At 61.8% G+C, this 23,795-nt stretch carries 24 protein-coding genes; 2 read left to right on the top strand and 22 right to left on the bottom strand.

Annotated features, from left to right (window positions below):
• Positions 1 to 10: 10 nt before the first annotated feature.
• From N2A41_RS32380 to N2A41_RS32340, 9 genes are read right to left on the bottom strand one after another with little or no spacing between them, the layout of a single operon-like run.
• The gene (locus N2A41_RS32380) at positions 11 to 364 is read right to left on the bottom strand and encodes a cupin domain-containing protein (protein WP_017968641.1); all 354 of its coding nucleotides are present in this window, start codon (positions 362 to 364) and stop codon (positions 11 to 13) included.
• Positions 357 to 1,025: a cysteine hydrolase family protein gene (locus N2A41_RS32375; RefSeq protein WP_017968640.1), complete on the bottom strand. Its 669-nt coding sequence runs from the start codon at positions 1,023 to 1,025 to the stop codon at positions 357 to 359. The genes N2A41_RS32380 and N2A41_RS32375 overlap by 8 nt, the downstream gene beginning before the upstream one ends.
• Complete coding sequence (locus N2A41_RS32370) at positions 1,025 to 2,575, bottom strand: ABC transporter ATP-binding protein (RefSeq protein WP_260112164.1); 1,551 nt, start codon at positions 2,573 to 2,575, stop codon at positions 1,025 to 1,027. The genes N2A41_RS32375 and N2A41_RS32370 overlap by 1 nt, the downstream gene beginning before the upstream one ends.
• Before the next feature lies 1 nt (position 2,576).
• On the bottom strand, positions 2,577 to 3,632 hold the full coding sequence (atzD, locus tag N2A41_RS32365; protein ID WP_018070735.1) for a cyanuric acid amidohydrolase: 1,056 nt from the start codon (positions 3,630 to 3,632) through the stop codon (positions 2,577 to 2,579).
• Positions 3,632 to 4,333, bottom strand: coding sequence for a biuret amidohydrolase (gene biuH, locus N2A41_RS32360; RefSeq protein WP_017968637.1), 702 nt, complete (start codon positions 4,331 to 4,333; stop codon positions 3,632 to 3,634). Before biuH ends, atzD begins: the two co-directional genes overlap by 1 nt.
• Before the next feature lie 11 nt (positions 4,334 to 4,344).
• Complete coding sequence (locus N2A41_RS32355) at positions 4,345 to 5,361, bottom strand: formamidase (RefSeq protein WP_260112163.1); 1,017 nt, start codon at positions 5,359 to 5,361, stop codon at positions 4,345 to 4,347.
• A 12-nt stretch (positions 5,362 to 5,373) separates the two neighbouring features.
• Positions 5,374 to 6,300, bottom strand: a complete 927-nt coding sequence (locus tag N2A41_RS32350) for an ABC transporter permease (RefSeq protein ID WP_130657770.1) — start codon at positions 6,298 to 6,300, stop codon at positions 5,374 to 5,376.
• Positions 6,300 to 7,427, bottom strand: coding sequence for an ABC transporter permease (locus tag N2A41_RS32345; protein ID WP_162117556.1), 1,128 nt, complete (start codon positions 7,425 to 7,427; stop codon positions 6,300 to 6,302). Before N2A41_RS32345 ends, N2A41_RS32350 begins: the two co-directional genes overlap by 1 nt.
• 20 nt (positions 7,428 to 7,447) lie before the next feature.
• Entirely contained in the window at positions 7,448 to 8,575 is a 1,128-nt protein-coding gene (locus tag N2A41_RS32340) for a BMP family ABC transporter substrate-binding protein (RefSeq protein ID WP_260112162.1), read from the bottom strand.
• A gap of 340 nt (positions 8,576 to 8,915) precedes the next feature.
• On the opposite strand from N2A41_RS32340, the gene N2A41_RS32335 reads away from it, so the two are divergent.
• On the top strand, positions 8,916 to 9,590 hold the full coding sequence (locus tag N2A41_RS32335) for a GntR family transcriptional regulator (protein WP_017968632.1): 675 nt from the start codon (positions 8,916 to 8,918) through the stop codon (positions 9,588 to 9,590).
• 50 nt (positions 9,591 to 9,640) lie between these two features.
• Here N2A41_RS32335 and N2A41_RS32330 read toward each other — a convergent pair whose 3' ends face one another.
• The 5 genes from N2A41_RS32330 to N2A41_RS32310 form a co-directional block, all read right to left on the bottom strand.
• Entirely contained in the window at positions 9,641 to 10,438 is a 798-nt protein-coding gene (locus N2A41_RS32330) for an ABC transporter ATP-binding protein (RefSeq protein ID WP_017958153.1), read from the bottom strand.
• 11 nt (positions 10,439 to 10,449) lie between these two features.
• On the bottom strand, positions 10,450 to 11,343 hold the full coding sequence (gene ntrB / locus N2A41_RS32325) for a nitrate ABC transporter permease (protein WP_222384830.1): 894 nt from the start codon (positions 11,341 to 11,343) through the stop codon (positions 10,450 to 10,452).
• A 55-nt stretch (positions 11,344 to 11,398) separates the two neighbouring features.
• Positions 11,399 to 12,712: a CmpA/NrtA family ABC transporter substrate-binding protein gene (locus N2A41_RS32320; protein ID WP_260112161.1), complete on the bottom strand. Its 1,314-nt coding sequence runs from the start codon at positions 12,710 to 12,712 to the stop codon at positions 11,399 to 11,401.
• A 466-nt stretch (positions 12,713 to 13,178) separates the two neighbouring features.
• Positions 13,179 to 14,183: an inorganic phosphate transporter gene (locus N2A41_RS32315; RefSeq protein ID WP_170281829.1), complete on the bottom strand. Its 1,005-nt coding sequence runs from the start codon at positions 14,181 to 14,183 to the stop codon at positions 13,179 to 13,181.
• A complete protein-coding gene (locus N2A41_RS32310) occupies positions 14,183 to 14,827 on the bottom strand; it encodes a DUF47 domain-containing protein (protein WP_170281830.1) in 645 nt (214 codons plus the stop codon). Before N2A41_RS32310 ends, N2A41_RS32315 begins: the two co-directional genes overlap by 1 nt.
• Positions 14,828 to 14,923: 96 nt before the next feature.
• On the opposite strand from N2A41_RS32310, the gene N2A41_RS32305 reads away from it, so the two are divergent.
• A complete protein-coding gene (locus N2A41_RS32305) occupies positions 14,924 to 15,457 on the top strand; it encodes an NUDIX hydrolase (protein ID WP_260112160.1) in 534 nt (177 codons plus the stop codon).
• 38 nt (positions 15,458 to 15,495) lie between these two features.
• On the opposite strand, the gene N2A41_RS32300 is transcribed toward N2A41_RS32305, so the two are convergent.
• The 8 genes from N2A41_RS32300 to N2A41_RS32265 are packed head-to-tail and all read right to left on the bottom strand — an operon-like array spanning position 15,496 to position 23,683.
• Positions 15,496 to 16,407 (bottom strand): ABC transporter permease, encoded by a 912-nt coding sequence (locus tag N2A41_RS32300; protein ID WP_260112159.1) that lies wholly within the window; start codon positions 16,405 to 16,407, stop codon positions 15,496 to 15,498.
• Positions 16,404 to 17,504: an ABC transporter permease gene (locus N2A41_RS32295; RefSeq protein WP_260112158.1), complete on the bottom strand. Its 1,101-nt coding sequence runs from the start codon at positions 17,502 to 17,504 to the stop codon at positions 16,404 to 16,406. The genes N2A41_RS32300 and N2A41_RS32295 overlap by 4 nt, the downstream gene beginning before the upstream one ends.
• A 2-nt stretch (positions 17,505 to 17,506) precedes the next feature.
• A complete protein-coding gene (locus N2A41_RS32290) occupies positions 17,507 to 19,024 on the bottom strand; it encodes an ABC transporter ATP-binding protein (protein ID WP_222384825.1) in 1,518 nt (505 codons plus the stop codon).
• 3 nt (positions 19,025 to 19,027) lie between these two features.
• Positions 19,028 to 20,125 carry a BMP family ABC transporter substrate-binding protein gene (locus tag N2A41_RS32285; RefSeq protein ID WP_222384824.1) on the bottom strand — a complete coding sequence of 366 codons (1,098 nt, stop codon included), beginning with the start codon at positions 20,123 to 20,125 and terminating at the stop codon, positions 19,028 to 19,030.
• A 25-nt stretch (positions 20,126 to 20,150) separates the two neighbouring features.
• Positions 20,151 to 21,530: an amidohydrolase gene (locus tag N2A41_RS32280; protein WP_260112157.1), complete on the bottom strand. Its 1,380-nt coding sequence runs from the start codon at positions 21,528 to 21,530 to the stop codon at positions 20,151 to 20,153.
• Position 21,531: 1 nt separating this feature from the next.
• A complete protein-coding gene (locus tag N2A41_RS32275) occupies positions 21,532 to 22,191 on the bottom strand; it encodes a glutathione S-transferase family protein (protein WP_260112156.1) in 660 nt (219 codons plus the stop codon).
• The gene (locus N2A41_RS32270) at positions 22,188 to 23,033 is read right to left on the bottom strand and encodes an aromatic ring-hydroxylating oxygenase subunit alpha (protein ID WP_222384821.1); all 846 of its coding nucleotides are present in this window, start codon (positions 23,031 to 23,033) and stop codon (positions 22,188 to 22,190) included. Before N2A41_RS32270 ends, N2A41_RS32275 begins: the two co-directional genes overlap by 4 nt.
• On the bottom strand, positions 23,030 to 23,683 hold the full coding sequence (locus N2A41_RS32265) for a Rieske (2Fe-2S) protein (protein ID WP_260112155.1): 654 nt from the start codon (positions 23,681 to 23,683) through the stop codon (positions 23,030 to 23,032). The genes N2A41_RS32270 and N2A41_RS32265 overlap by 4 nt, the downstream gene beginning before the upstream one ends.
• Positions 23,684 to 23,795: the final 112 nt, after the last annotated feature.

Raw genomic sequence — 23,795 nt, 5'->3', positions numbered from 1 at the left:
AGCGTCGGGTTCAGGAAATTTCGTCTTCGAATATTTTCACGGGCCGGTCCCACTGGATGAGCACGATACAGCCGGTCTCGCTCCAGACCGAGTGTTCGCTGCCCGGCGCATTGACGATATAACTGCCGCTGATGTAATCGCCAGTCTCGTCGGATTGAACGCCATCGAGCACGAGGATGGTCTCGAGCCCCTCGTGGCGATGGCGGGGAACGGAGGCGCCGGGCTCATATTTCAACAGCGCCACGCCCGGCTGATCGCCCTCGAAGGGGCGGATCCAGTGAATGGTGACAGCATCGCGGAAAGGGCCGAATTCCAACTCCTTCCAGCCGCCTGACGTCAGGCGTTCACGGGTCGTTTCAGGCATGGGCGATGCTTTCAAGAATGTCGTCGACATGGGCGGTCCACCCGACGATCGCGCCCTGGGCGCGGATCATGGCGATGGCGGCGGCTTTGAATTCGGGGAAATAGCTTTCCGTCGCCTCCTCGGCGAGCAGGCATTCATAGCCGCGGTCGTTTGCTTCGCGCATCGTCGTCTGCACGCAGACTTCGGTAGTGACACCGGCAAAGACGAGCTGTTTGATACCCTTTCGCTGCAACACGGTGCCGAGGTCGGTCGCGTAGAAGGCGCCCTTGCCGGGTTTTTCGATGACGGTTTCGCCCCTCACAGGAGCGAGTTCGGGAAGAATTGCTGTGCCGGGTTCGCCCGAGATCAGGATGCGGCCCATCGGGCCTTCGTCGCCGATCCTGAGCGACGGATTGCCGCGGTCGCGTTTGGCCGGCGGCAGGTCGGAGAGATCAGGCCGGTGGCACTCCATCGTATGGATCACAGGCAGGCCGGCATTGCGGAAGCCCTGGATGAGGCGTTTGACATCGGGCACGATCCTGGTGATGCGACTGACATCATTGCCGAGGCTTGCACCGAAGCCGCCGGGCTCGGCGAAATCGCGCTGCATGTCGATGACGATGAGGGCGAGCTCGGCGTGCTTCACCGGAAAGGCGAAAGGTTCGGCTTTGATCTCAGCCATCAGTGATGCCCCGCCATGTGGGCACCGATCACGCCGATATCGGCCGAGAGCGCCGGTGTCTCGTAAACCAGCTTGCCTTCCGAAATGACCATGATGCGGTCGGACATCTCGAGCAGTTCGTCGAGGTCTTCCGAGAGCAGCAGCACGGCGGCACCCAAATTGCGGGCCTTCATGATGCGGGCGCGGATTTCGGCAACGGCGGAGAAATCGAGGCCGAAACAGGGGTTCGAGACGATCAGCAGATCGACATCGCCGGTCAGTTCGCGGGCGAGCACTGCTCGCTGCACGTTGCCGCCCGAAAGCGCTGCGATCGGCGAGGAGGAAGAAGCCGTTTTGACCTTGAAGTCGGAGATCAGCGCCGAGGCACGCTTCTTCATGCTGCCCTTGTTCAGCCAGACCGCGTCCGTGCCGTCCGGCTTCAAGTCGAAGGTGCGGAACGCAAGGTTCTCGCTCACGGTCATCTTCGGCGCACAGGCATTCTGCAACGGCTCTTCGGGAATGAAACGCACCCTGTTCTTGCGGGTCTCGTCACGGGTGGCGCCGTAAGTCTCGCCATTGACCATGACCTGGCCGCTATCGGTCGGGCGCTGGCCGGCCAGAATTTCCGCCAGTTCCTTCTGGCCGTTACCCGATATGCCGGCGACGCCGACGATCTCGCCGGAGCGGACCGTAAGCGCGTCGATCTCGATCGTCTTCAAGCCGGAGCGATCCGGAGCTTTCACCTGGCTTACAGTGAGCACGGATTTGGCCGCTTCCGCCACCGGCAGACGGCTGTCGAGCTCGGCGAGCTTGACGTCGCCGATCATCATCGCCGCCATCTCGGCGGTGGAGAGCTCGCCGACCTTGCCGGTGCCGACCAGCTTGCCGCGCCGCAGGATCGAGACGGCATCGGCGAACTTCGTCACCTCGTGGAACTTGTGGGAGATCATCAGCACTGTGAGTTCGCCGCGCTCGGTCATCCCGCGGACGATGCCGAGCATCTCATCGGCTTCGGCCGGCGTCAGCACCGAGGTCGGCTCGTCGAGCACGAGGAAGGAGCGGCCGAGATAGAGCTGCTTGACGATTTCGAGCTTCTGTTTTTCGCCGGCGGCAAGCTCGCTCACCGGCCTGTCGAGCGGGATCTTGAACGGCATGCGTTCCATGAACCCCGCCAGATCCTTGCGTTCCCTGGCCCAGTTGATCACCGCGGGTACTTCGGTACGGCTGATGACCAGGTTTTCCGCACCGGTCAGAGAGGGAACCAATGTGAAATGCTGGTAGACCATGCCGAGCCCATAGGCCGCGGCATCCTTTGGTGAGGCGACCGCCACCTCGCGGCCGTCGACCGACAGCGAGCCTGACGTTGCGTGATAGAAGCCCATGATGCATTTGACGAGTGTCGACTTGCCGGCGCCGTTTTCACCGAGAAGCGCGTGAAAAGAGCCGGCCGGAACGGCGATCGAGACGTTGTCGAGCGCGGTGAAGCTGCCGAAGCGCATGGTCATATCGAGCGTGTCGATGCCGACGGCCTTGCCGGCTTGCGGAAGGGGCGTGTCGCGGACTGTGCTCACTTCATTGCTCCTTTTCGACGATGATGGCGACGGGACCGCCGCCGGACGGACCCTGGTGTTCGGCGCCGCCGGACACATAGAGATCGGTAATGCCGAAGATGCCGGCGAGAACGCCGCCGACGAAGGCACGGGCATGGCGGGTGCCTGCAATATCCGAGTCATCGAGCATCGTGTGGCGCCTGCCGCCGATCCTGCCGGACGGGTCCGGCTCGGCCTTGGCGAGAACCGCTGCCAGCCGGCTGTTTTCCGGCAGGCGTTCGCGGGCTTTCCTGACGGAATGCGCGTCGATCGCATCCCGCATGACCGCGTGGTCGATCGACAGCGGACCGGACCATTTTGCGCTCATGCCGAGGACGATGATTTCGTGATCGGTGAGTTCGACCCCGGACGAGGTTGAGGCGCAGCGGGAAAAGAGATCGAAGCGCGTGCAGATGTCGGCATCGTTGATCGATGTCGCATCTATCTCGCCGAGTGCCACGGCGACGCCGAGAGCCGAAGCGCCGCGCGAGAGGCCCATAGATTTCAGCGTGTCGTGGGTTGCGACCGTCCTGCCTGCTGCCTCGGCCTCGGCAATCCGGCGCGAGGTGAGCAGCGGACACTTAATCTGCACGAAATGGGCATCGGCGGGATCATCGATGCCGGCATCCCTCATCGCGGACTTCACGCCTTCGGCAACGAGCAGGATCTGTTCCCGGCGCCCGAGATGTTCGGGGGGCAGCGCGGGGGTACGCGACACACCAATGGCCAGCGCCCGTTCGCCCGGGGTTTCTACGGTTTCACGCGCAAAAACCGTCCAATGCGGCGAGAGCGCACCCTCGGTGCCGCCGGACATGATGATCGAGACGCCGTCGACGCCATATCTACTGAACAATGCCTCGAAGCTGCGGGTGGCATAACCGCGGGTAAAATCATTGACGCAGCCGTTGCCTTCCGTCTTGCCGAGAACGGCGACGATGTTGTTCGCCTGAAGGCCGCTGGCAAAGAGCGCCTCGACGCCGGCAACGTCATCGGGGCCGTCGGCTGGCACGCGAAAGACATGGGCACGCAATGACGGCATCAGGGTAGCGCCTCGACTAGAGCCGCGGAATTGGAGACGGAGCCGAAGACGCCGCCCTGCATCTTCACCATCTTGATGGCGGCGAGGTGGTTTCCGTAGTCGGTCGCACCACAGCAGTCCTCCAGCAGCAGGCATTCGTAGCCGCGGTCGTTCGCCTCGCGCATCGTCGTCGAGACGCAGACATCGGTGGTGATGCCTGTGAGGATAATGTTCTCGATGCGCTTCTGGTTGAGGATGAGTTCGAGGTCGGTGGCGCAGAACGAACCCTTGCCGGGCTTGTCGATGATCGTCTCGCCTTCGATCGGATAGAGCTCGGGGATGATGTCCCAGCCGGGTTCGCCGCGCGTCAGGATGCGGCCGCAGGGGCCGGGATCGCCGATGCCGGCGCCGATCCGCTGCGAGCGCCAGCGTTTGTTGGCAGGCAGATCGGCGAGATCGGGGCGGTGGCCCTCGCGGGTGTGAATGATGTGGTAACCCTTGGCCCGCATGGCGGCCAGCACGCGCTTGATCGGTTCGATCGGCGCCTGCACCAGTGACAGGTCGTAGCCCATATGGTCGACATAACCGCCCTTGCCGCAGAAATCGGTCTGCATGTCGATGATGATGAGGGCGGTGTTATCAGGCCTCAGAGCGCCGTTATAGGGCCACGGATACGGATCGGCGTCGATAAAATGCCCTTTGGTTTTGACCATCGCGTCCATCATTCTCTCTCCTATTCCGCGGCAGGTTTGAGGTGTTCGCCGTAGCGGCGCATCGGCTTGTCAAATCCGCAGGACGTGCCGTCCTTGACCTTTACCTCGTCTTCCCATGGCAGGCGGTATTTGCCGGCGACGAGGTCGTGCATGTAGGTGTAGGGCGCATCCTTTGCGCCGCCGGCAACGGCGACATAGCCGCGATGGCCGAACTGGTAGATATTGTTCTCCACGCCCCAGCCGAGTCTGGCCTCGCGCACCAGGTCAGGACGCACCTCGGCGGTGATGATCTCGTTGACGCGGCCGGAGGTGCCGTGAGCGATGATCGTGCCGTCGAAATTGCAGATCATGCCTTCGCCCATCGAATCGAACGTGCCGTCCGAGCCGCACATGCAGACATTGGCGGTAACCGTCAGGTTGCAGAAGGCGTTGGCCTGGTTGGTAAAGCGCCAGGCGTCGCGGATCGGCGCCGTGTAGCCGGCGGTGCGGATCATGATTTCGGCACCCTTATAGGCGCATTCGCGCGCCATCTCCGGGAACATGCCGTCATGACAGATGATCAGCGCGAGCTTGGCGCCCCGCGGGCCCTCGATGACAGGGATACCAAGATCGCCGGGCTCCCAGGGCTCGACGGGGATCCAGGGATGCATCTTCCGATAATAGAGCTTCAGCTCGCCCTGGTCGTCGATGACGATGCCGGAATTGTAGGGCATGCCGCCGGGGTTGAGCTCCATGATCGAGAAGCAGCCCCAGATCCTATTATCCCTGCAGGCCTGTTTGAAGGCTGCGACCTCCGGCCCGTCGAGCGTGCACATGATCTCCGGATTGATGTCCATGGAAAGGCCGTGCAGCGCGTATTCGGGAAAGACGACAAGGTCCATGCCCGGCTGATTACGCCGCGCCTTGGCCACCAGATCGACGATCACCTGCGTCTGTTTTGCCAAGTCCGCTTTGGTGACGGTCACCGGCAGCTGGAGCTGAACGAGGCCGATGCCGACGCCGTGTTCGGATTTGTTGAGACCGCCGAGTCCGTTCATCGGCAAGCTCCTTTATTTCGTGAGCGACAGCGCGCCCGGCGCACCGGCGAGCGAGCGGGTGGGCGAGGACGTGGCGATCAGGATGACGAGGGTGAGCACGTAAGGTGCGGCATAAAAAAGGTAGTAGCCTTGTGTGACGCCGACCGATTGCAACGCCGGGCCGAGCGCGCCGGCACCGCCGAAAAGCAGGGCAGCGAGGAAGCAGCCGATCGGATTCCAGCGGGCGAAGATGACGAGGGCGACGGCCATCAGGCCCTGGCCCGACGAAATGCCTTCGTTCCATGAGCCCGGATAGTAGAGCGAGAGATAGGCGCCGCCGATTGCGGCCAGCGAGCCGCCGGCGGCCGTCGCCAGCAGGCGAACCCGGTCCGGGTGAATGCCCATGGCCCGGGCCGCGTCGGTGCTGTCGCCGACAACGCGCAGAATCAGGCCGATCCTCGTATTCTTGAAGGCCCAGAACAGGAAGAGGGCAAGGGCTGCGCCGATGAAGAACAGCACATTGATATTGAGCGCCGCCTGGATCTGCGGCGTGCTCGACCAGCCGCCGAGCGCGATCGAGGGCAGTTTCGGCGCCACCGGCTGGATGAAGGATTTGCCGAGGAAGAACGCCATGCCGAGACCGAACTGCATCATGGCGATGCCGATGGCGATGTCGTTGACCTTCGGGAACTTGCAGATCCAGCCGTGGATAAGACCGAAGATCGCGCCTGCCACCATTGCGGCCAACACGCCGAGGGTCGGCGAGCCGGTCATGACAGCCACCGCATAGGCCGTCATGGCGCCGAAGACGAGCGTGCCTTCCAGGCCGAGATTGATGCGACCGGAACGTTCGGTGATCGTCTCGCCGAGGCTGACGAAGATGAAGGGGGTGGAAACGCGGATGGCGCCCGCGAAGATTGCCAGCGGCACGCCCCAGATGCCGATGCCTGTCTCTTCCATCAGAGGCTCCTTTTCCAGAGGTCGGGATTGAAGATCTTGAAGCGGCCGTAGAAGGTCTCGCAGAACAGAATGACGATGAAGAGCGTGCCCTGCAGCACCAGAACTGTCGCATCCGGCAGGCCCATGCGCCGCTGGATCAGGCCGCCCGAGGCGTCGATGCCGCCGAGCAGGATCGCCACCGGAATGATCGCCAGCGGATTGTGCCTGGCGAGGAAGGCGACCAGGATGCCGGTATAACCGTAGCCGGCGGCAAGCGAGGCATTGGCACTTCCCTGCACCGCCGCCACTTCGATCATGCCCGCCAGGCCGGCAAAGCTGCCGGCAAGCGCGGTAAATCCGGCGATCAGCTTGCCGACCGGCAGTCCCTGGATCTGGGCGGCGCGCACGTTGCCGCCAGCGATGCGGGCGGCAAAACCGTAGCTCGTGGCCTCGATCACGATCCAGGAGACCACACAGGCGAGGATGCCGATGACCAGGCCCCAATGCACGTCCATGCCGGGAATATTGCCGAGCATGTATTCCGCCGGCAGTGGCCTGGTCGACGGCTTGTTGAGACTTGCCGGATCGCGCAGCAGCCCTTCGACGAACTGGTTCATCAGGGCAATGGCGATATAGGAGAGCAGCAGCGACGAGATGGTTTCGTTGACGCCGCGATAGTGGCGCAGAAAACCGGCAAGGCCAATCCAGATGCCGCCGACCACCATGGCGGCTATCGCCATCAGAATGAGGGTGAGGAAGACAGGCGCAGTGCCGGCGAGCGGCAGAGCCATGGCCGCGGCAGCAACGCCGCCCAGCACGACCGCTCCTTCCCCGCCGATGATGACGAGGCCGAGACGGGCGGGCAGGGCGACGCAGAGTGCCGTCAGGAGAAGGGGTGCGGCACGACTTAAGCTGTTCTGCACCGAAAACCAGCTGCCGAAGCCGCCGGTGTACATCAGTTGGAAGAGAGTGGCCGGCGACTTGCCGACCGCCAGGATGAAGAGGGAGAAGAGCGCAAGACCGATCAAAATGGCCGTGAGGCCGATGACAACAGGCTCGGCCCGCCGCGCGATCCATTCGAGGACGGGGCGCAGGGAAGCGGGTTTTTCCGCGATGACTATTGCGGGATCATTGGCCTCGATGGTCATGGCGCTTCTCCCTTCGCGGTTTACGCGGTGGACCCGACAACGCCCTCGACCAGATAATTCATGCTTTCGAGCTCGATCGCGTCTTCGGCGTAGCTCTTGCCGTCAGCCACGACGGTGTCGCCCTTGTTGTCCTTCAACGGTCCCTTGAAGACCGAGAAGCCGCCCTTCATCATATCGGCCTGCGTGGCTTCGAAGGCCTTGCGGCCCTCAGCGGACACACCGGGGCCGAGCGCGCTCATCTTCACGAAGCCATCCTTCAGGCCGCCACGCACGAAGTTGCCGAGCTTTTCGCCGGCCTGCGCCTTCTTGACGAAGTCGCCGTAGACGTTGCCCCAGGCCCATTCGGCGCCGGTGAGGTATTTTTCGGGCGCAAGCGGGCTCTGGTTGGCGTGATAGCCGCAGACGAAGGCGCCGCGGCCGGCAGCCGTCTCGACGACCACTTTGGGGCTGTCGACGTGGCAGGTGATGACGTCGGCGCCCTGGTCGACCAGCGCATTGGTGGCTTCGGCCTCCTTGACGGCGAGCGACCATTCGCCGGTGAAGATCACCTGGCAGGTGATACCAGGATCGACTGTGCGCGCGCCAAGCAGGAAGGCGTTGATATTCTGCAGAACCTGCGGGATCGGCTTGGCGGCGACGAAGCCGATCTTCTTGCTCTTCGTCGCATGGCCGGCGGCAACGCCGTTCAGATACTGGCCCTGGAAGATATAGCCGAAATAGGAGCCCGTGTTGGCCGGGTTCTTGCCTTCCTGCCAGAGGCCGCCGCAGTGGCGGAACTGGATGTCGGGATGTTTGCCGGCCACGGCCAGCATGTGCGGGTCGAAGTAGCCGAAGGAGGTCGGAAAGAGCAGGGTCGCGCCATCCAGGTTGATCATGGATTCCATCGTCTTCTGGACGTCGACGGTCTCCGGCACGTTCTCTTCTTCGACCAGCGTTACACCAGGCATCGCCTTGATGACGGCCGCACCTTCGGCATGCGCCTGGTTGTAGCCATAGTCGTCCTTCGGGCCGACATAGATGAAGCCGACGGTCAGCGCGGTTTGGGCAGCGGCGGAGGAGGCGATCAGGCCCGGCATGGCGCCGGCAAGCGCACCGGCAGCAGAAGCCTGGAGAAAATTGCGGCGGTTCATGGAAAGGAGTTTGGTCATCGGAAATGCTCCTTGCGGCGCTGGGCCGGTTGTGAACGGGTACAGAAAAGTGCATGCAATGCATGTGCCAGAAACTAATCTGTTGTTTTTTATAGTTTATCCGTTACCGCAAGATTTGCATGTTGCAAAGTGCATACAGATTGATCGAATTCTTGCGTAAAAAGTAATCAATAGGTATTTCTTGTTCATTGTGACTGCGTAGTTGGCACAACGTCGAGTTACCCGAGGTATCTCCTGCATCAGAAAGTGAACACTTAACAATATCTTCGCCGCCCGATTTGACTTATCCAGTCTCGAACGTCATCTGTATGCAGAGTGTTGATGTGAGCAGATTCGTATCGTGAAGCAGCCCAGGCGCAGAGAAGTGATCCGTACCGGAACCACCGTCGAACAGATGGTGCGGGCGATTGCCGACATGATCGTCACAGGTGAAATGCTGCCGGGCGCGAAGTTGGACGAGGTATCGCTCGCGGTTCGTTTCGACGTTTCGCGCACCCCGGTGCGCGAGGCTCTGCGTGAGCTGGGCGCCATGGGATTGGTCGCGCGAGAGCCAAACCGCAGTGCCGTCGTGACCAACGTCACCGAAGCCTATCTGCATTCGATGTTCGAAGCGATGGCGGAACTCGAAGCAATCTGCGCCAGGCTCTCGGCCGAGCGTATGACGGTCGACGAGCGGCGCGCTCTGGAGCTGGAGCATCGCGGATCGATGAGGCTCGTGCATGCCGGTGCCGAAGAAGAATATTCGGCTCACAACACCGAATTCCACACCCGGCTTTATCGTGGCGCGCATAATGACCATGTCTTCGAGATGGTGACGCAGACACGGGCGCGGCTCGCGCCCTTTCGGCGGGCGCAGTTCCGCCTGCCCGGGCGTCTGGCAAAATCCTATGAGGAGCACGGCCGGATTGTCACCGCGATCATGCGCGCGGACGCTGCCGCCGCGGGGCAGGCGGCATATTCCCATGTGGAAATTGTCAGCGATGCCAGCGCGGTATTTGCAACGCCCGGGGAGTAAAGAGGGCGCGAAAACCGCGGCCGACAAACGCCGAGGTTATGTCACGGTCTCTACTCTGCCGCTTCGATGAAACGGTGGCGTTCGTAGAGGAACTTCAGCACGGCTTCACGGCATTTGAGATATGTCCGGTCGGAGGCGAGTTCGATGCGATGGCGGGGACGGGGCATGGTCACATCGAGCACTTCGCCGATGCGGGCCGCTGGGCCGTTGGTCATCATCACGATGCGATCGGACAGCAGCACCGCCTCATCGACATCATGGGTGATCATCACCATCGTGTTGCCAAGCCGGGCGTGGATTTCCATCACCGCGTCCTGCAGATGGGCGCGGGTCAGGGCATCGAGCGCGCCGAAGGGTTCGTCGAGCAGCAGGATCTTCGGCTCCATTGCAAGCGCGCGGGCGATGCCGACGCGCTGTTTCATGCCGCCTGAAATTTCCGAAGGCCGCTTATCCCTCGCATGCGCCATCTGCACGAGGTCGAGGTTGGCCATCACCCACTCATGCCGCTCGGCCTTGGTCTTCGTTCGGTTGAAGAGTTTGGAGACGGCGAGATTGACGTTCTCGTAGACCGTCAGCCAGGGCAGCAGCGAATGGTTCTGGAAAACGACGGCGCGTTCCGGACCGGGTCCGTTGACCTCACGGTTTTCAAGCAGCACGGCGCCCGCCGAAACCGGGGTCAGGCCGGCGATGAGGTTGAGCAGGGTGGACTTGCCGCAGCCCGAATGGCCGATGATCGAGACGAATTCGCCCGCGGAAATCGTCAGGTTGATGTCCTTCAGGACCTCGGCGCGCACGCCGCCCCGATCGAAATGTTTGTCGATATGATCAAGCTTCAGATAGGCGTTCATAGGTGCGTTCCTCAGTTGGCCATGGCGCCGCGGGTGATCAGTTTGCCGAGTGCTGCCACCAGCTTGTCGAGGGCGAAGCCGACGATGCCGATATAGGCGAGCGCGACGATGATGTCCGGAAGGCGCGACGAGTTCCATGCGTCCCAGATGAAAAAGCCGATGCCGACGCCACCGGTCAGCATTTCGGCCGCGACGATGGCGAGCCAGGAGAGGCCGACGCCGATCCTGAGGCCGGTGAAGATGTAAGGCGCTGCCGAAGGCAGCATGATCTTCCAGAAAAACTCGAACTGGTTGAGGCGCAGCACCTCGGCGACATTGCGGTAATCCTGCGGGATATTGCGGACGCCGACGGCGGTGTTGATGATCACCGGCCAGATCGACGTGATGAAGATCACGAAGATCGCCGAGGGGTTGGAATCCTGGAAGGCTGCGAGCGACAGCGGCAGCCAGGCGAGCGGCGGAACCGTGCGCAGCACCTGGAAGATCGGATCGAGGCCACGCATCGCCCAGACCGACTGGCCGATGATCGCACCGATGATGACACCAGTGACTGCTGCAAGCCCAAAGCCATAGAGAACGCGCTGCAGCGAAATGAGCACACGCCAGCCGAGCCCGAGATCCTGGGAGCCGTAGTTGAAAAACGGATAGGCGATCAGGTCATAGCTATCCTGCCAGACCCGGTGCGGCGAGGGCAAAGACGCGTCCGCCGACGAACAGAGCACCTGCCAGACGAGCAGGATGAGTGCCAGCACGACGATTGGCGGAACGACATTGCGAAGGGCGGTCAGTGCCGCTCGACGAAAATCGATCCGCGATCCATGCTTGCCGGAAAACGGCAGAACCTTTGCCGCCAGCTTGGCAGAGGCGGCCGTGGAGGGGTTTTCTTTATTGGCCAGGGCGGACATCAACGTGCTCCTCACGTGCATGAAAGGCCGGCGCGCCGGAGCGCGCCGGAGCGGGTCAGGAGACCGCCTTGATCGAAAGGCTGTCGAGATAGGTGGAGGGATTTTCCGGATCGAAGACCTTGCCGTCGAAGAACGTCTCCTTGCCGCGGGAAGACGATGCGGGAATATCGGCCGCCGCGACGCCGAGATCCTTGGCGGCCTCGCGCCAGATATCTTCGCGGTTCACTTGGTTGACCAGCGCCTTGATGTCGGTGCTCGCCGGCAGATTTCCCCAGCGGATGTTTTCTGTCATGAACCAGGTATCGTGGCTCTTGAACGGATAGGAGGCGCCGTCTTTCCAGAACTTCATATAGAGGTCGGTGGCTTTGACATCGCGGCCGTTGCCATAATTGATGTCGCCCTTGAGTCGGCCGAGTACGTCCTTCGTCGGAACGTTGAACCATTGGCGCTTGCCGAGAATGTCGGCCATCTCCGCCTTGTTGTCCATGCTTTCGCACCATTGCTGGGCCTCCATGACGGCCATCAGCAGGGCCCTGGCAGCATTGGGATTCTTTTCGATCCAGTCGGCGCGCAGTCCGAGCGCCTTTTCAGGATGATCCTTCCAGAGCTCGCCGGTGGTGGCTGCGGTAAAGCCGATGCCCTGGTTGACGAGCTGCTCGTTCCACGGTTCGCCCACACAGAAGACGTCCATGTTGCCGACCTTCATGTTGGCAACCATCTGCGGCGGCGGCACGACGATGGTCGAAACGTCCTTATTCGGATCGATACCGCCGGCGGCGAGCCAGTAACGGATCCAGAGGTCATGGGTGCCGCCAGGGAAGGTCATGGCGGCCTTGATCTCCTTGCCCTCCGCCTTCTTTTTCTCGAATGCGGCCTTCAGCTTGGAGGAATCGAGCTGCACGCCGGTGTCGGCATATTCTTTGGCGACGGAAATACCCTGGCTGTCGAGGTTGAGCCGGGCGAGGATCGCCATCGGCACCGGTTTATTGTTCTGCGTCACCTTGCCGGTATGCATGAGATAGGGGAGCGGCGACAGGATATGCGCACCGTCGATGCCGTTTGCTGCGCCGCCCAGCACGAGATTGTCGCGGGTCGCACCCCAGGAGGCCTGTTTGGCCACATCCGTTTCCGGAAGGCCATGCTTGTCGAAAAAGCCCTTTTCCTTGGCGATGATCAGCGGCGCGGAATCCGTGAGCGCGATAAAGCCGAGCTTGACACCTGTCACTTCAGGGCCTGCTCCGGCTGCGAAGGCGCCGGACGGAAAGGCCGTCTTGACAGCGCCGATGAGGGCGGCCGCTGCGGTCGTCTTGAGCATGCTGCGGCGGGTCATGCCGGTTGTAAAAATCCCAGTCTGCAAATTCTTTGTCATGCGCAGGTTCCCTCTGCTGGCTGAATTTGGACACAAAAAAACGCCGCCGGAAATTGCGTCCAGGGGATGGGAGAATCCCGGAGCAAAAACCTTGCGACGTCGGTGTCTATTGTAGGCGCTTATGCCGCGCCTATCCGCGCCGGTCGCCATTGACCGATGCGTCTTAGGACTTGCAAACAGTGTGCCAATTCCAGAGGAAATGGTAACGGCATGAAGCAAAAGGAGAAATGCGAAGAATTGACGAATGCCTATTTCTTAGGCTTTGTTATTTTCTGCTTCTGTTTTGTGCGACTGCAAAGTAATCGCGGCCATGAGAGCGTTCTATTTGTGCAGTGCACGCAATATGGCAGTAGCGACCACGCAGACCGCAGAGTGGATTCTACGCGCCTTATTCTGTCGGTAATGCCAGCCGGAAAGCTCAAGACGGGAAGGTCAATGCGTGGCGATTGCCTCGCCGTCATCTGATTCATTGCAGCAAAGAGACGAGGCCGTAGAACGCTGCGGATATTGCTGCAGCCGCCGGCATCGTGACGATCCAGGCTATCACGATGTTGCCGGCCAATCCCCAGCGCACGGCTGAGACACGACGAGCCGCGCCCACTCCAACGATTGCTCCGGTGATGGTATGCGTTGTCGAAACCGGAATACCGAGCCAGGTCGCTCCGAAGAGCGTCAACGCTCCGCCGGTCTCTGCGCAGAAACCTTGCATGGGATTGAGCCGGGTGATCTTCGACCCCATGGTATGAACGATCCGCCATCCGCCGAAGAGCGTACCGAGAGCCATTGCCGATTGGCAGGAAATGACCACCCAGAACGGCACGTAGAATGTCGGGCCGAGATATCCCTGGCTGAACAAGAGCACCGCGATGATGCCCATCGTCTTCTGCGCATCGTTGCCGCCATGGCCAAGCGAATAAAGCGAAGCGGATACGAACTGCATGACGCGAAATGTCCGATCCACGGCAAACGGCGTTTGCCGGACGAATAGCCAGGAGACGGCGAGCACCAGCACCAAGGCAAGCAGGAAGCCGATGGCTGGCGACAGGAAAATAGCACCGACGGTCTTTAGAAGTCCGTTCCAGACGATCGAGCTGAAGCCGACCTTTGCCAGACCGGCCCCCACCAGCCCACCGACAAGCGCATGCGACGAGCTCGATGGAATACCGAAAATCCAGGTCAGAATATTCCAGATGATCGCGCCCATGAGCGCGGCGAAGATCACTTGGGGCGAAACGATCGCAGGATCGATGATGCCGGTCCCCAGTGTTTCGGCCACATGTAGGCCGAAGAACAGGAATGCGATGAAATTGAAGAACGCCGCCCAGACGACCGCATATTGTGGCCGCAGGACGCGGGTCGAGACGATCGTGGCGATCGAATTGGCCGCGTCATGCAGACCATTGAGAAAATCGAAGAACAGGGCGACGACGACCAGGCCGACGAGCAGTGGGAAAGCAAGGGAAGCATCCATCAGACGTTCTCGATGAGAATGCCGCTGATTTCGTTGGCGACATCCTCGAAGCGGTCGACGACTTTCTCCAGCTCTCCGTAGATTTGGCTTCCGATCATGTAGGCCATCGCGTTGCCGCCGGCGCCATCACGCACAAACAGATCCTTCAGACCCTGGTCATGGAGTTCATCGGAACGTTCCTCCACTCGGGTGACCTCCTCCGCGATGGTCGCCAGACGCTGCGCATTGGCTCCCAATCGGTCGAGGAGGGGTATCGCTTCCGCAACAAGGTTTGCCGCCTTGACGATTTCACCGCCCATCTCCTGCATAAGCGGATCGAAGCTCGTTTGCTCGAACAAGCGGATCGTCTTGACTGTCTTGTGCATCATGTCGATCGCATCATCCATCGACTGAATGAGGTCCTTGATGTCGCCCCGGTCGAAGGGTGTGATGAAGCTTCGTCGAACGGCAAGAAGAACGTCACGCGTGACGTCGTCGGCCTCGTTTTCCAACGCGACGATTCGTTCACAGTTTTTTTGAACGTCATTGCCCTTCAGGAGTTGATCGAGGGCATGCGCCGCAGCAACCACGGTCTTCGAGTGTTTGGAAAACATTTCAAAGAATCTGTCTTCCCGTGGCATCAGCTTGCGAAAAATGCTCATCATGCCTGCGAACCTTCCTCGTTCGGCCGATTGTCATAAATGTGTCATAAACACGCTCAGGCAATTGAAGCAACAAGCAAATTCGGTAACTCAATCGACATGACCCCCAGCAAAAAAGGCAGGAAGCCTCGACCGGACAAGTCCCAGCCACTGCTGCGGCAGCTCGCTGCTGTTCCTGAAATGCTATTCGCCGGTGCATTCCGTCAACAATACGGCTCACTTTGCTTCCGTCACAGCAGTGCCGGATCCGACATCGAAATCCTGGTGATCACGTCTCGCGAGAGCGCACGCTGGGTCATCCCGAAAGGTTGGCCGATGAAAGGGAAAAAGCCTTTCGAAGCAGCAGCAATCGAGGCCTGGGAGGAGGCAGGCGTGAGCGGGGTGGTGAAGAAGAAGCCGGTCGGCCGCTATACTTATCTGAAAGAACTCGACAATGGCGATGTGGCGCCCTGTATCGTCGACATGTTTCAGATTGAAGTCACGGACATCAGCGGCGATTTCAAGGAGCGGGGTCAGCGTATTCTCGAATGGGTCAGCCCCGATGAAGCAGCAAGACGCGTTCGCGAGATCGAACTCAAGTCGCTGCTCGTCCAATTTGAGGCGCACGGCCGCAAGAAACGCGATCGCGGCTGACCACAGCTTCTTCGCCGGCGTTGCAGCGCCGCGCGTCTTTATCGCTCGAATGGTTCGCCAAGCGATGCCACGCCGTTCAGTTTCAGCAGACGACGGTCGGCGGAGATGATGCCGAGCACGATGATCGTGACGAGATACGGCAGGCTCGAGAGCAGCTGCGAGGGAACGTCAAGTCCGGTTGCCTGGGCTGCAAGCCCCATCAGCGACACCGCGCCGAAGAGGCAGGCGCCGAGGAAGATACGGCCGGTGAGCCACGTCCCGAAGACGACGAGGGCGATGGCGATCCAGCCACGCCCGGCAATCATCCCGTCGGCCCAGAGTGGTGTATAGACAACCGACGCATAGGCACCGGCGAAGCCGGCCATCGCGCCGCCGAAGGCGATGGTGAGGACGCGGACTGAGATTACCGAATAGCCGATGGCGTGGGCAGCCTTCGGGTTCTCGCCGACGGCGCGGACAATGAGGCCAAGCTTGGTGTATGAAAATATCGCCCACAGAGCGAGGGTCGCGGCGAGTGAAATCCAGACGACGATGTCCTGGAGGAAAAGGCCACCGATAACCGGCAATTCCGAAAGCCCCGGAAGGGCGAGCTTCGGAATTCCCCTGACCGTGAGGCTTTCATAGGTCTTGCCGAAGAGCGCGGAAAGGCCCTGGCCGAGAATGCCGATGGCAAGGCCCGCCGCCACCTGGTTTGCCCGGAATCCCAGCGTGACGAAGGCGAAGAGCAGCGAAAGGACAGCGCTGCCGAGCCCGGCTGCGACGAAGCCCAGGAGATGTCCGCCGCCCTGGTAGACGATGATGAAGGCGAGCACGGCACCGAAGGCCATCAGTCCCTCGACTCCGAGGTTGAGGACGCCGGCGCGCTCGGCCACCAGCTCGCCGAGGGCTGCGAGAAGAAACGGTGTCGCAGCCGCAAGCATGCCGGCAAGAATGAACTCGATGGCGTTCATGACGGGCTCCGGTGGGCGGCGCGGCGCCATTCGAGGCGATAGCGCACGAAGGCGACGGCGATCAGATAGGCGAGCAGCAGGCTGCCCTGGAAGACACGGACGGCGGCGATCGGCAAGTTGGCCGAGACCATGGCATTGTCGCCGCCGATATAGATGACCGCCATCACCAGCCCCGAGATCACGATGCCGATCGGATGCAGGCCTCCGAGATAGGCGACGATAATGGCCGCATAGCCATAGCCGCTCGCGACCGAACGCTGCAGCTGGCCGAGCGGACCGGCGACTTCGGCAGCCCCTGCAAGGCCGGCTGCAAAGCCGCCGATCAGCAGCGAAAGCCAGATCGCCCAACCTTCCCTGAAGCCGGCATAGCCGGCAGCCCGCGGCGCCAGACCGCCGACCTGCAGCTTATAACCGATGAAGCTCCTCTGCATGAAGACCCAGGCCGCAACCGACAAAGCCAGCGTGATGAGGAACGAGACATTGACGCGGGTACCGGCAATCAGGGTCGGCACCATCGCATCGTACTGAAACATCACCGACTGGGGGAAGTTGAAGCCGTTCGGATCCTTCCAGGGGCCGAGCAACAGATAGTTCAGCAGCTGCGCCGCAACGAGGCTCAGCATCAACGAAACGAGGATCTCGTTGGCGTTAAGGCGCACGCGCCAGAAAGCGGTGAGAGAAGCCCAAAGTGCGCCGCCGATGGCGCCGAGCAGCAGCATTGTCGGCCAGATCCACTGGCCCGTCGCCTGCGGAAACCAGACCGGAATGGCAGAGGCGAAGATCGCGCCGAGTATGAACTGGCCCTCGGCGCCGATGTTGAAGACCTTGGCGCGAAAGCCGATCGCCAGCCCCTGTGCAATCAGAAGGAGCGGTCCGGCCTTTAAAAGCACCTCCGAAAACGAGGCCCAGGAAAGGAAGGGCTCGAAAAGCATGGCATAAACGACCGCGACAGGGTCGCGACCCATCAAGATGTATAGGCCGAGGTTGAGCGCGATCGCTATGACGAGTGCCATGACCGGCGCGAGCAAGGTCGCGGCAAGCGAGGCGCGCTCCCGGCGGATCAGGGTGGGAACGAAAGCAAGGGACCAAGCGCTCATTGCTAGACTTTCTCGGGCGAGGCTTTTGCCCCGATCATGTATCGGCCGATCTCCTCGGGCTTGGTGTCCCGTGTCGCGAGCGGCGGGCTGAGCCGGCCGTGATGCAGCACCTGAATGGAATCACAGAGCTCGAACAATTCTTCCAGCTCTTCGGAAATGACGAGGATCGCCATTCCCTGATTGCGCAATGCGACCAGACGGCTGCGGATGGCGGATGCGGCGCCGATATCGACGCCCCAGGTCGGCTGCGCCACGAAAAGCAATTTCGGAGACAGCATGATTTCGCGGCCAACGATGAACTTCTGCAGATTGCCGCCGGATAGAGTGCCGGCTTCCGCATCCGGGCCTGAAGTGCGGACATCGTACTGACGGATGCAATCCTTGGTGAACGCCAAGGCCCGCGCCCTGTCGACGAGACCGTGCCGCAAAAGTTTGAGCGGATGGGCCGTCAGCAGGCTGTTGAGGGCGAGCGACATTTCGGGGACGGCGCCGCGTCCTAGCCGGTCTTCCGGAACGAAGGCAAATCCGAGCGCCCGCCGCGCGGCGGCATCGAGCCTGCCGACATCGATCCCCATCATGTAGATCCGGTCGCGTTGGTCGCGCCCCAGCACCGTTTCGCCTGAAATCAACGCGGCAAGTTCGTTTTGGCCGTTGCCCGAAATACCGGCGATCCCGAGGATTTCGCCGGCACGCACTTCAAGGCTGACGCCGGAGAGCGGCACGGCAAAGGGATCGTCTGGCTGATAGTCCAAACCGATGATCTCCAGCCGCTTTTCACCGCCGGATAGCGGCAGCGCCGAGATGGGAGCGGGCATATCGCGGCCGATCATCATGCGGGCAAGGTCATGGGCATCATGGTCACGCGGGTCGACATCCCCAGTCACCCGTCCGCCGCGCAGGATCGTCGCCCGATCGCAGATCGCCCGGATTTCCTCGAGCTTGTGGGAGATCAACAGGATGGAAACGCCGCCGTCGCGCAGCCGACGCAGCGTGTCAAAGAGCTTCTCCACCAGTTGCGGCGGCAGGACGGAGGTCGGCTCGTCGAGGATCAAAAGCTTCGGATTGGTCATCAGGCTTCGGATGATCTCCACCCGTTGCCGCTCGCCGACGGACAGCGCGTGCACATGGGCGAGCGGGTCGACCTCAAGGCCGAACTCCCGTCCAAGCGTGCGAATGCGGTCCTTGAGCTCAGCCTTGCGACCCGGCACGACCAGCCGAATATTCTCCAGGACGGTCAAGGTCTCGAACAGCGAAAAGTGCTGGAAGACCATGCCGATGCCGTGGCGCCTCGCCTCGGCAGGGGAGGCGAGGTGCAAGGGTTCTCCTTCCCAGACGACGTCTCCGTCGTCCGGTTGCTCGACGCCGTAGATCAGCTTCATCAGCGTCGATTTTCCCGCCCCGTTTTCGCCGAGGATCGCATGGATCGATTGCGGCGCCACGTCCAGATCGATTGCCTGATTGGCATGGATCTGGCCGTAGCTCTTCGAAATGCCGCGCAGCGACAGAAGCGGGGTCGTCATCACTTATTTCGGCAGCGGCGTGGACACGCCCTTGACGTGCCAGTTCATGGCAATGATTTCGGCGTCGGCCATGGCCGCACCCGATGCGACACCTTCGCTGCCGTCGGCCTTGGTGATCGGCCCGGTGAAAGGCGAGAAGCTACCGTCGGCGATCTTTGCCTCGATCTCCTTGATCTTGGTCATCACGTCAGCCGGAACATCCGGGCTCCAGTCGACCACTTCGACGACCTTGTCGGCGACGCCGAGGAAAGCATTGGCGCCCTTGAACGTGCCGGCGAGATGGGCGTCGACCGATGCCTTGAAGAACGGCGACCAGTCCGTCGAGATGCATCCGAGATAAGTCTTCGGCGCATATTTCTTCATCGAGGAATTGAGGTTGAAGGCGTAGACGCCGGCTTCCTCGCAGGCCGAGATGACAGACGGCGTGTCCTGGGCGTTGGAGAAGATCACGTCGCACTTCTGCGCGATCAGGGCTTTGGCGGCCTCCTGCTCTTTGGCCGGGTCGAACCAGGAGTTCACCCAGACCACCGAGACCTCGATATCGGGCTTGACGGCCTGGGCGCCGAGGGTGAAGGCGTTGATGGAGGTGATCAGTTCGGGAATGGCGAAGGCGGATACGGAACCCAGCTTGCCGGTCTTGGAAAGTGCCGCGGCAGCCATGCCGAGCAGATAGGTGCCCTGGAAATATTTGGCGGCGAACGGCGAGAAGTTCGGAGCAAGTTGGAAGCCGGAGGCGTGCAGGACCGTGACGCTCGGATCGCGGCGGGCGATCTGCAAGGCGCCGTTCTGATAACCGAAAGAGCCGGCGACCAGGAACTTGTTTCCGTCGGCGACGGTCTTGTTCATGATGCGGTCGGCATCCGGACCTTCGGCGATATTCTCAAGCACGGTGATCTTGACCTTGTCGCCGTAAGCCGCCTTGATCGGCTCGAGACCGGCGGCAAGTGCATGTCCCCAGCCGACGTCGCCGATCGGCGACGGGACGACGAGCGTGATGCCGAGCGGCTCGTCGGCGGCCAAAGCAAGGCGGCTGCCGAGCACGCCGGCAAGGCCGGTGGCGGCAGCGGCCGTCATCAGGTTTCTGCGGGTCAATTTGGTCATGTTCTCAGTTCCCTCTTTTGGTTTTTTAGAATTCCACGGTGGATAGTGCGGCCTCGGCATCGGCAGCCAGCTTGGCCTCGTCGAGACCGGGAAATTCGCCCTTCTGCCAGACGATGCGGCCATTGATCATGGTCATGTCCGTCGCCATACCGATGCCGACACGGGCAATCAGGCTCAGCGGATCGTGCCGAGTGCCGACGTAGTCCATGCGCCGGGTGTCGATCGCAAACAGGTCTGCGGCCATACCGGGCGCCAGTCGGCCGATATCGCGCCGGCCGAGCAGGCTGGCACCCCCTGACGTGCCGTAGCCGAGAAAATCGACCGGCGGCGGCACGGGATGGGCGCGGCCGGAGGCGACGAGGCACTGCAGCATGTAGGCGGAATGCAGGCAGTGCATCAGGTTGGAATTGTCGTTGGAGGCAGCGCCGTCGCAGCCGAGGCCGATGCGCAGGCCGAAGGCGGCCATGGCGGGAATGTCGGTGACCTCAGCGCCGACCAGATAGACGGGTTCCGGGCAATGCGCGACACCGGTGCCGCTGGCGGCCATTGTCCTGAGTTCGTCGTGGGTGAGTTCCCAGCAATGGGCATAAAAAGCATCGGGTCCGGCAAATCCAAGTTCTTCCAGATAGTCGACCGTGCGCATGCCGTGCCGAGCCTGAATGACCGGGCTTTCGCCTTCGCCGACATGGGTATGCATCATGACGCCGCGATCGCGCGCCAATGCCACCGATTCCACGAAGGTCTCGCGGTAGCCGTTCACCGGCTGGCAGGGCGCGACCACGACCTGGCGCATGCTGAAGGGGCTCGTATCATGATAGGTCTCGATCAGCCGGGCGCAGTCGGCGATGAACTCGTCGGTCGTTTCCAGCATCTCGTCCGGGATGGTCGAACCTTCGGATTTCGGCAGGGTGTTGCCGCCGCGGCCGGCATGGAAACGCATCCCGAGCAGCTCGGCTGCTTCGAACTGACGGTCGATCAGCCGCTTCCCGGCGTGCCGGGGGAAATTGTACTGGTGGTCGAAGGCCGTGGTGCAGCCATGCTTGATCATCTCGGCCATCGCCGTGACGGAGGAGTGATAAAAGCACGCCTCGTTGAGCTGCGAAAAGATCGGGTAGATGCGGTCCAGCCACTCGATCACCGAGAGCTTCGTCCAGTCGAGATCGGCGCGGTTGCGCACGAAGCACTGAAAGAAGTGATGATGGGTGTTGACGAGGCCCGGATAGACAAACCAGCCGCCAGCATCCTGCACGGTCGTGCCGGCAGGCAGTGCGTCCGCCCCCAGATTTTCGCCGATCGCCACGATCGCCGGACCGCTGGTCAGGAGATCGACATTGCGATGGACGGCCGGTCCCTTGTCTTCGTCGACAATCACGGCCGCGCAGTTCTTCAGCAGATATCCAGCCATCTCACGCCTCGCCCGGTTCGATATGAGGTTCGGGCTTCAACTCGTGCAGCCGGTGAATACCTGGCATCTCGATAAATTTGTCGAGGGCGCGCAGCGCCCGGGACCAGAGCCGGATCGCAGGATAAGCATCCAGCGTGACGCCCCCATCGGGCGCCAGCGCCACATAGGGAAAGCAGGCGATGTCGGCAATTGTCGGCCGGTCGGCGGCGAGGAAGCGCATGCCGCGAAGACCCTGCTCCACAAGCCCGGCTTCAAGCTCGCGAAGGGCGGCGATGCCCTGGGCCTGCAGCGCGCCGATATCGCCGGGACGCAGCAGCATCTCATGGAGCCGCGCTGCCCCGAGACTTGCTGTCAGCCGGCCGGAGAAGGACAGCCATTGCTGTACCCGCGCCGCTTCCTCGGCCTTGCCGCTGCCGAGCCATTCGGGTGCTGCCTTGGCGGCGAGATAGACAAGGATCGCGGACGATTCCGTCAGGATCAGGTCGCTATCCTCCAGGATCGGAATGGAGCCTGCCGGGTTGAGCGCAAGCAGTTCGGGGCCGCGATGCTCGGCGCCGGGATGGAAATCCACCGGCCGCAGGTCAAGCTTCACGCCGGTCAGCGCCGCCATCAGGCGCACCTTGTAGCAACTGGGCGAGAGAATGTAGTCGTAGAGCTTCATTGCGCCACCAGCTGTGCGCCGTAGGTATAGTTGTGACGCTTCAGCCAGCGCCGGTAGGCGATCGATGTCAGATCGGCCCGCGTCGGGATTTCCATGCCGGGGTCGAGCGGCAGCAGCCGCGGAATCTGGTTTTCGAGGATCGAACGGTCCTGCAGGAAGATCGTCTGCTGAAAGTGGATAAGATCGGTCATCGCGGTCTCGTCGTCGAAAAGCGCCATCCATGGCCAGACGTCGCACAGGTCCTCGGCCAGCGGCTGCACGAAGAGCGTGATGACATCCCATTCGCTCGGGCGCGGCGGGCAGGTCTTGTAAAGCACCGAGCAAGTGGGCGCCGGCACGCGGTACATGTATTCCGTGGTGATCCCGCCGCTTGCCGACTTCGAGGCCTGCGGCTGGTAGAACTTCACCTGCGTTGCCCAGACCTCGTCTTCTTCCTCGCGGATCTCGACCTTGTAGTTCTGGACCTCGGTATGCGGCTCTGCGCCGAGAATATCGGTATGGACGAAGGGGAAATGGGCGATGTCGAGGAAGTTCTCGACGGCACGCAGCGGCGAGCAGCGCACCCGCACCACGCCGACATCGACGAAGCGGCGACCGGGCTGGTCAGCCTCGGGAATGGGAAAAAGTTCCTTCTTCGGCTCGCCGAGGGAGGACCAGACATGGCCGTAACGGACGCGCACCGGCAGAACACGGCCATCTACGCCCGTCACCTTCGCATTGCCATCGGCATCGCGCGCCACTTCGATCGGCTCGCCCATCAGCGCCGTCGTGCGGCCGGCGCTGTCGAGCTGGCTGAAAAGCCCGACCGGATACCATTCGTCGATCATCGCCTGCATGGTCATTGCGCGATCTCCTTTTTTTGAAGATCCTCAGCCCGGCGCCGCAGGCTTTCGGCGGCCCGGGAAGCGCCGATACCCGCGGCAGGGCCGGCTTCACCCTTCAGCAGCACATGGATCAGCGTCTGTCCGTCTTCTTGGGCGGATAATAGCAGACAGACGGCTCCGGTGGCTGCGTCGATCTCGACAAGACCATCAGGGCTCGCCTTGCTGCCGGCCGCCGCCTCGATCGCGGCGATGCCGGCGAAGGCCGTCAGAGAGCGCAGGGGAATGAGGCCCTCGAGCCTCGGCGGCTTCGATGTGGGCGTACCCACGGCCACCCAGATCACGTTGCCCGCTTCCTCGACATCATGCGTGGCGACGCGGATGGTTTCCGGCGGCATCAGCCCCGGATGGGCCGGGATGCGGAGACAGTTTCCGGCCTGGCCATAGCTCCAGCCGTGATAGATGCAGGAAAGCGCCTCGCCGCGCACGAAGCCGTGAGACAAGCGCATGCCGCGGTGCGGACAGCGATCTGCCGATGCCGATATGCGCCCCGAAGCGCTGCGCCACAGGGCAATCGATCCGGCTGCCGTCCAAGCCGGCATCACGGTTCCGGCCGGCAAATCCCGGGAAAGGGCGACTGGCGTCCAAAAGCCCGTCGTATCGGAAGGCATGACTAGAATTCCCAAACAACCAAATGCTTGCCGATCGAATCCCGCATCGGCGCCGAGGCTATTCCGCCGCAACCTTATCAGGTTTGCATAATTATTTCGCATTGGCAATATT

The organism is Rhizobium sp. SRDI969, from assembly GCF_025152725.1.
Lineage (GTDB): Bacteria > Pseudomonadota > Alphaproteobacteria > Rhizobiales > Rhizobiaceae > Rhizobium > Rhizobium leguminosarum_I.
Note: the sequence above shows the minus strand (reverse complement) of the source record. Positions and strands in the feature narration are given on the sequence as shown.

What these genes read in the sequence shown, in the direction of transcription:
- N2A41_RS32380 (WP_017968641.1), bottom strand. Translation starts at nt 364, where the DNA reads ATGCCTGAAACGACCCGTGAACGCCTGACGTCAGGCGGCTGGAAGGAG.
- N2A41_RS32375 (WP_017968640.1), bottom strand. Translation starts at nt 1,025, where the DNA reads ATGGCTGAGATCAAAGCCGAACCTTTCGCCTTTCCGGTGAAGCACGCC.
- atzD (WP_018070735.1), bottom strand. Translation starts at nt 3,632, where the DNA reads ATGCCGTCATTGCGTGCCCATGTCTTTCGCGTGCCAGCCGACGGCCCC.
- biuH (WP_017968637.1), bottom strand. Translation starts at nt 4,333, where the DNA reads ATGGACGCGATGGTCAAAACCAAAGGGCATTTTATCGACGCCGATCCG.
- N2A41_RS32355 (WP_260112163.1), bottom strand. Translation starts at nt 5,361, where the DNA reads ATGAACGGACTCGGCGGTCTCAACAAATCCGAACACGGCGTCGGCATC.
- N2A41_RS32350 (WP_130657770.1), bottom strand. Translation starts at nt 6,300, where the DNA reads ATGGAAGAGACAGGCATCGGCATCTGGGGCGTGCCGCTGGCAATCTTC.
- N2A41_RS32345 (WP_162117556.1), bottom strand. Translation starts at nt 7,427, where the DNA reads ATGACCATCGAGGCCAATGATCCCGCAATAGTCATCGCGGAAAAACCC.
- N2A41_RS32340 (WP_260112162.1), bottom strand. Translation starts at nt 8,575, where the DNA reads ATGACCAAACTCCTTTCCATGAACCGCCGCAATTTTCTCCAGGCTTCT.
- N2A41_RS32330 (WP_017958153.1), bottom strand. Translation starts at nt 10,438, where the DNA reads ATGAACGCCTATCTGAAGCTTGATCATATCGACAAACATTTCGATCGG.
- ntrB (WP_222384830.1), bottom strand. Translation starts at nt 11,343, where the DNA reads ATGTCCGCCCTGGCCAATAAAGAAAACCCCTCCACGGCCGCCTCTGCC.
- N2A41_RS32320 (WP_260112161.1), bottom strand. Translation starts at nt 12,712, where the DNA reads ATGACAAAGAATTTGCAGACTGGGATTTTTACAACCGGCATGACCCGC.
- N2A41_RS32315 (WP_170281829.1), bottom strand. Translation starts at nt 14,183, where the DNA reads ATGGATGCTTCCCTTGCTTTCCCACTGCTCGTCGGCCTGGTCGTCGTC.
- N2A41_RS32310 (WP_170281830.1), bottom strand. Translation starts at nt 14,827, where the DNA reads ATGATGAGCATTTTTCGCAAGCTGATGCCACGGGAAGACAGATTCTTT.
- N2A41_RS32305 (WP_260112160.1), top strand. Translation starts at nt 14,924, where the DNA reads ATGACCCCCAGCAAAAAAGGCAGGAAGCCTCGACCGGACAAGTCCCAG.
- N2A41_RS32300 (WP_260112159.1), bottom strand. Translation starts at nt 16,407, where the DNA reads ATGAACGCCATCGAGTTCATTCTTGCCGGCATGCTTGCGGCTGCGACA.
- N2A41_RS32295 (WP_260112158.1), bottom strand. Translation starts at nt 17,504, where the DNA reads ATGAGCGCTTGGTCCCTTGCTTTCGTTCCCACCCTGATCCGCCGGGAG.
- N2A41_RS32290 (WP_222384825.1), bottom strand. Translation starts at nt 19,024, where the DNA reads ATGACGACCCCGCTTCTGTCGCTGCGCGGCATTTCGAAGAGCTACGGC.
- N2A41_RS32285 (WP_222384824.1), bottom strand. Translation starts at nt 20,125, where the DNA reads ATGACCAAATTGACCCGCAGAAACCTGATGACGGCCGCTGCCGCCACC.
- N2A41_RS32280 (WP_260112157.1), bottom strand. Translation starts at nt 21,530, where the DNA reads ATGGCTGGATATCTGCTGAAGAACTGCGCGGCCGTGATTGTCGACGAA.
- N2A41_RS32275 (WP_260112156.1), bottom strand. Translation starts at nt 22,191, where the DNA reads ATGAAGCTCTACGACTACATTCTCTCGCCCAGTTGCTACAAGGTGCGC.
- N2A41_RS32270 (WP_222384821.1), bottom strand. Translation starts at nt 23,033, where the DNA reads ATGACCATGCAGGCGATGATCGACGAATGGTATCCGGTCGGGCTTTTC.
- N2A41_RS32265 (WP_260112155.1), bottom strand. Translation starts at nt 23,683, where the DNA reads ATGCCTTCCGATACGACGGGCTTTTGGACGCCAGTCGCCCTTTCCCGG.